This window comes from Luteibacter sp. P4_D7_3, assembly GCF_056401735.1.
The window spans coordinates 1-5,978 of sequence record NZ_JBFUIT010000252.1; the positions used below are offsets into that span (position 1 = coordinate 1).

A 5,978-nucleotide genomic window follows, 5' to 3' on the forward strand; every position below is an offset into this window, starting at 1 on the left:
GAACAATTTCGCCGTTGTGGTTCTGTACCGTCTGCGCCCGGACGACGCCGGTATTGTTGACGGTGCTGGCCAGCAGCGAGTCGGCCGCACCCGCGGTCATGAGAACCCGCCCGCCATCGGCCTGGACCAACTGGCGGTTCTCCACCAGGTTGTTGAGCGTGCTGCGGTCGACCTGGAGGTGGAGCAGCTGGCTACCCTCGAAGGTGAGCGTAACGGCGCTCCCGCCCCCCATCGCCACCGTGCCCAACTGCGCGCTGATCGTGCCCTGGTTGGACACCGTATTGCCCAGCAAGGCGACGTAGCCGCCGCTCGCGGCACGAATGGCGCCCTTATTGACGACGCCGCCCTTGCCGTCGCCACTGAACGTACGAGAGGTCGCGTCCAGCGAGCTGTCCGCGGTGTCGAGCGTCGAGGCGACGAGGCCGCCGACATTCACCTGCGAGCCCTCGCCGAACAGCACGCCGTTAGGGTTGATCAGCCAGACCTGGCCATTGGCGTTGAGGTGCCCGTAGATCTCCGAGGCGCTGTTGCCGAGGATACGATTGACCGCAATGGCATCGCGGCCCGGCTGGACGAAGTTGACTGTCTCGTTCGCACCGATGTCGAAGGTCTGCCAGTTCAGCGACAGATGCTGGCTGGCCTGGTTGATCGTCGTCGTCGCGCCGTTCTGGTTGATCGCGCCGTTGCCCGAAACAATCTGACCTCCGGTCTGACCGGCACGGGCAGCTCCTGCGCTACCGATCGCCAGGGCCACCGCCAATGCCATGGTCGCCACGCGCGGCGCGCTTGCGGGCGCGTTGACGCAAACGCCCGGACGGCGGCTGCGGGCGAGTTCGCTGGCCGCGACCCACTGTGAAGTCGCGGCGTTCCAGCACAGGCGATAGATCCGATTCATTGTTGCGAAGCCCCGTTTGATGCAGTCAATTGCGTGCAGCGCGAGAAGGTTCGCGACACGCACCTTGCCGCCGCTCAGTGCGTCGTCAGGGCAGCGTCGCGCTCGTGTGCAAAGTGGCCGCAGCGATCGGTCGCATAAAGTGCGAACTTCGTCACGTCGGCGGGGCGATTCTAGGAAGAGCGGCGCGATGTGATAAGGCCGCCGAACGGGAACTTCTGTCACGCCCAGCGTGACAAGTTCCCCTCGATCAAAAGGAGAACAAGCGGCTTTTGTCAGGACGTGAGAACGGACAAGGGCTAAGCGGGATCAACACCCTTTGCGTAAGGGGACACCAGGGGCTCGCGTTCCTGCGGTACGGGACGGATGTCGCCTTCCGGGCGCTCGGTGAGCCGGGCAACAAGCGCCATCAGTTCGGCCGCGTCGGAGGGCTTCAGAAGCACCTCTACTTCTGAAGAGCGCCACTCCGGCAGAGTGGCAGGCGGAACGGACGTAAACACCAGAAGTGGCGCGTTCGGTGCAAGGCGACGCAGGCGTGCGAAGACCGTCCCCTTCGTGTCTTCCGGCCACCGAAGTTCCGCAATAACAAGGACTGGCGGCTCGGCCCCGAAGTCGTCCAGCGCACTCGCCGATGCCACGGGCACGGACTGGAAGCCGTAACCGTCGAGCAGATCGCACAACACCGCGCGACGCGCCGCATCAGGCTCGGCCACCACCACCCTCCTGCCGTGCCCTTCCATATCGATCGTGTCGTGGCCAACGGCCAGGTCGGGCTCCAGGTCGCGCTCGTCGGCCAGGGGAACCTCGATCTCGAATGAGAAACGACTGCCCCTTCCCTCCGGACCCTTTCCTGCTTCAAGCCGAGACCCCATGCGAGCCAGGAGCTGCGCCACGATGGCAAGGCCCAGTCCGGTCCCAGGCGCATCGTCGATGTTGGTGCCCCGAACGAAGGGTTCCAGGAGGGTCTCCGCACCCGAGTCTCCCAGACCAATGCCCGTATCCTCGACGGCGAAGCTCAGGCGACACGATGTACCGGCTTCATGGGCTCCCCCCTTCACGGTAAATACGATCTGTCCGTTTCGGGTGTACTTGGCAGCATTGCCCAGCAGGTTCGAAAGCACCTGGCGTAAACGCCGGAAGTCGAGTTCGACGACGGCGGGCAGGTCCGTATCGATACGTATGTGAAGCCGGTTATGGCTGGACCGGGCAAGCAGCGCGTCTTCGTCCGCCACCTCATAGAGGAAGCGGTAGAGGTAGCCAGGGGCCGGTTCCAGTTGGACGTCCGTCAGCTCGCCCCGCGAGAACTCCAGGACTTCGTCGATCAGTTCCATGAGCATGCGTGCGTGGCGCTCGATCTTCAGCGGGGGGTCGACCTCCCGTCCGGCTACGCGCCACTGGCGCGCCACATTCACGATAGCCGAGAGCGGCGAGCGCAGATCGTGCCCGATGTGAGCGAGCAAACGGCGCCGGGCCTGAAGGAGCGTGCGCAGTTCTTTCGTGCGCTCGACCACGATGCCTTCGAGCCGTCGGGCATGCGCAATGAGCACATGGGTCCGCCAGCGCCACACGCCCACCACCAGGCCCACGATCGCCAACGCGAGGGCGATGAAGGCGCCCGGAGTCATCCACCATGGCGCCTGGATAGTGACCTCGAACGACGCGATGCTCGAATTCGCACGCCGGTTTTCATCCACCACCTGGACTTCAAAACGGTAATGGCCCCAGGGAAGCGATGCGTAGCGGACCTCTCTTTGGCTGGTGTCAACCCAGTCGCGGTCCAGGGGGTGGAGGCGGTAGCGAAAGTGCACGGGATGCCCCGCGCTGTTTCCCGATACGCCAAAGGCGATATTCAAGGGTGCGCCGCTGTCGTAAGGCAGTGCTTCCGACGCCACGGCACGGGCCCCGTAGCGAGCCGGAAAAAGCCGAGGCGTCATGGTTCGAGGCGCGAGCAGGTCAGCGGGCTTGAGTATGTGGGTCAACCCGACCGGCGTCCCAATCCAGACCGAGCCGTCCGCATCCGCGAAGAACGCGCCGTGGTTGGTTTCATCCCACAGCAGACCGTCCCGGCTGGATAGACGCGTCCACAGCCCATCCGCAAGGACATCCACGCCCTTGCCGCCACCGGCCCAGACACGGCCCTGTCCATCGGTGCGCAGAAAATAAAATCGCGTCGCAGCCAGAAGTGGGTCGTCGACAGGCTCCATGGTGAGGGAGTCCAGATCGCCGGCACGCCCCGTCAGAAGCCCAGGCTGCAACGCACTGAGCCAGAGGCGCCCGTCTGACGAAGCTGCCACGTTTTCGTAGCCTCCGAGCGATTCGTTCGGAACAACGCGAACACGCGCCCATCCGCTCTCGTTGTGTCGATACAAGCCAGAGTTGCAGGCGAGCCATAAGCGCCCGGCGTTGTCCTCTGCGAGGTCCGAACACATCGTTGAAGGAATCAGGTCAGGCGCCACATGCACGACGGACCCCGACACAGGGTCAAGCTCATAGAGCCCACCCATCGTATAAACCCAGAGCCGGCCGGTCCGGTCCCTGTGTGCGCCGCGGATGAGATAAGGCAGTTCGGCGACCTGCGTCGTGCGGTTCCGTTCCCTTTCGTATCGGACCACCCGACCATCGAACAGGAAGTACCAGATGGATCCGGCGGTATCCGTCACCACGGCGTGCGCCTGGACGGGCGGAGGCAGGTTCATGGGCCAGCGGTGCGCGCGTCCCTCGGACGGCACGATGATTTCTCCGCCGCTTTCGCCAGCCACCCAGATCGCGTCAGGACCTGCCCGGGTAATGGACCAGATAAGGCTATCGTTGAGCCCCTGGTTGGCTGTCCAGTTTTCGACGGCGCTGGCGTTGCTCCAATACAGCACGCCCCGGCCGTACGTTCCGGCCCACACCGACCCATCGTGATCGGCGATCAGCGCGGAAATCCCCACGCCGGGCAACCCGTTCAGCGTGTCCAGCAGTTCCCAACGCGTTCCGTCCCAGCGCGCGATGCCCGTGTCCGAGCGTGTGAGGATTCGTCCCTCCCGATCTTGCGCAAGATCAATGCTGGTAGCCGCCACCTCGCCATGCGTGCCCGGCATGTCGTGCGGGACGAACACGTCCTCGCCAGCGGCGAGCGCGAGGACCGTGCGCAGGCCACGCGCCCATACCGCGCCGTCGCGGGCGACCAGGAACGCCACCCATCGATCGGCGGGAACGCCCTGGGCAGGACCAAATCGGGTCAGGACGCCCTTGCTCAGGCGACACACCGCCTCGTCGCACCCGAACCAGACCGCATCGCCATGGTGATAGACGGCTGCGACCTGGGACGTCCGGGCGTGGCCAGCGTTCTCCTCCGGCCATGGGGCCGCCGCCCACTGACCCGGCGCCTGCCGCTTCAGACGAAACAGATGATGCCCGCTGACCACCAGCATGCCGCCCTGCCCGTCCGGTGCCAGGGTCTGGCCGCGATCGACAAGCATGGTCCGGCCGTCCGGCCGCACCCAGGCGAAGTGCCCGTCATTGTCCTGGGACTGAAGGCCGGCCCTCGTTCCCGCCCACACATGCCCGTCGTCGTCCTCAGCCAGGCTCACGACTTCCGAGGTCTGGAAGCCGTCCTTTCCGAGCATGGGATTGAACCCGATGCCGTCGAAGCGGTAGAGGCCCTGCTCCGTTCCCGCCCAGACAAAATGACGCTCATCTTCCAGCAGGCGCACCACGGACAGGCTCGACAGGCCCGTGTTCTGATCGTAAATCACCAGCGGCAGCTGGACATGAGGGGACGGAGCGGCAGCAACTGCCTGCATGCCATAAGCGAGCACRCAGAGTGCGCACGCGGTCCGTTGTACCCAGCTCAGCACGTGCCGGTAGCCCCCTGGGTCGCCTTCCGATACTGCGTGGGCGGGACGCCCAACCGTTCCCGGAAGGCGGTCGTAAAGTTGCAAGCGCTCCGAAAGCCGATCTCCAGGGCGATTTCCTGCATGCTCAACGAGGTCTCCGCAAGCAAGCGCCGACTCCGCTGGATCCGCTCCTCCCGCAGCCACGCAAAAACCGTCGTGCCAAGGTGTTCCCGAAAGATCGCCGATAAACGCTTGTCATACGTCCCCACTTCCCGGGCAACCTCGTCAAGGGTGAGGGGTTCCGAAAGACGCCGGCGGAGAAGCCGCATGGCAGCTTGCAGGATCACCTCATCCGGCGGCAGCGAACCGGCAGAGACCGGATCGAAGGATGGGACGGCGGGCCGGGGCGCGAGCCTCAGGTGGATGCGCACCCGCGCCACCAGTTCAGCCGGGTTGCAGTCTTTGAGAATGTAATCGACGCCGCCATGGCTAAGCCCTTCGAGGCGTTCCTCGAGGCTGTTCGCCGCGGTCAGGAAGACCATCGGCGTGTGCTTCAACTGCGGCACTTCCTGCAGAAGCCGACTGACGACAAAGCCGTCCATCTCCGGCATCCGCACATCGAGCAAGATGAGGTCTGGCGCGATCAACTCCGCCCGCCGGACGCCCTGACCGGCGTTTGTGACGATGCTTACCCGCCAGCCTTCCGCGCGCAGCGCTACAACGAGCGCACCGATCTCCTCGGGTCGGTCGTCGACAACCATGATGTGTGGCGAATCAGACGTGTACAAGCAAAGCCCCACCTTGCTGCTGACAGTCGTATCAAGTCCCCTTCGGCGAGAGTATAGACGGATCTGCCGATTTTGCCCCCGTGCAAAGGTCTGCCCCCCTCGATCAAAGGTGACCGTCCTGCCATCGTCCTAACGTTGCGCATCTATCGCACGTCCTCACGAGCATGAAGCGAACGAACAACATGGCAGACCTGTTCCTCCTCGTGCAGGTGATCGAGGCCGGAAGCTTTTCGGTGGCCGCAGACCAGCTCAAAACGACGCGATCCCTGCTGAGCCGCCGGATCATTGCGCTGGAACGGCGACTGGGCGTGCAGCTGTTGCACCGGAACGCGCGCCGCTTCTCAGTCACATCCACGGGAGAGGCCGTCTACCGACACGCCTCCGCGATGTGTGAATCCGCGAGGGCCGCGGAGCAAACGGCCACGCGCGCCGACGTGGAAAACAGGTTCGTAAGAGTCCATGCGCACAGCCTGCTGA

At 64.6% G+C, this 5,978-nt stretch carries 4 protein-coding genes; 1 reads left to right on the forward strand and 3 read right to left on the reverse strand.

Translation table 11 applies throughout. The annotated features are described in order from the left end of the window. From AC1DSN_RS17175 to AC1DSN_RS17185, 3 genes are all read right to left on the reverse strand, one after another. Positions 1–895: two-partner secretion domain-containing protein (locus tag AC1DSN_RS17175; RefSeq protein ID WP_477331859.1), on the reverse strand; the 895-nt coding region annotated here is incomplete at its 3' end. Between the two features lie 296 nt (positions 896–1,191). After that, on the reverse strand, positions 1,192–4,680 hold the full coding sequence (locus AC1DSN_RS17180) for a ligand-binding sensor domain-containing protein (protein WP_477331861.1): 3,489 nt from the start codon (positions 4,678–4,680) through the stop codon (positions 1,192–1,194). Positions 4,681–4,727: 47 nt separating this feature from the next. Continuing rightward, the gene (locus AC1DSN_RS17185; protein WP_477331863.1) at positions 4,728–5,501 is read right to left on the reverse strand and encodes a helix-turn-helix domain-containing protein; all 774 of its coding nucleotides are present in this window, start codon (positions 5,499–5,501) and stop codon (positions 4,728–4,730) included. Positions 5,502–5,683: 182 nt separating this feature from the next. Between AC1DSN_RS17185 and AC1DSN_RS17190 the strand changes: the two genes are divergently transcribed. Continuing rightward, the coding region (locus AC1DSN_RS17190; protein ID WP_477331865.1) for a LysR family transcriptional regulator at positions 5,684–5,978 on the forward strand (295 nt) is incomplete at its 3' end.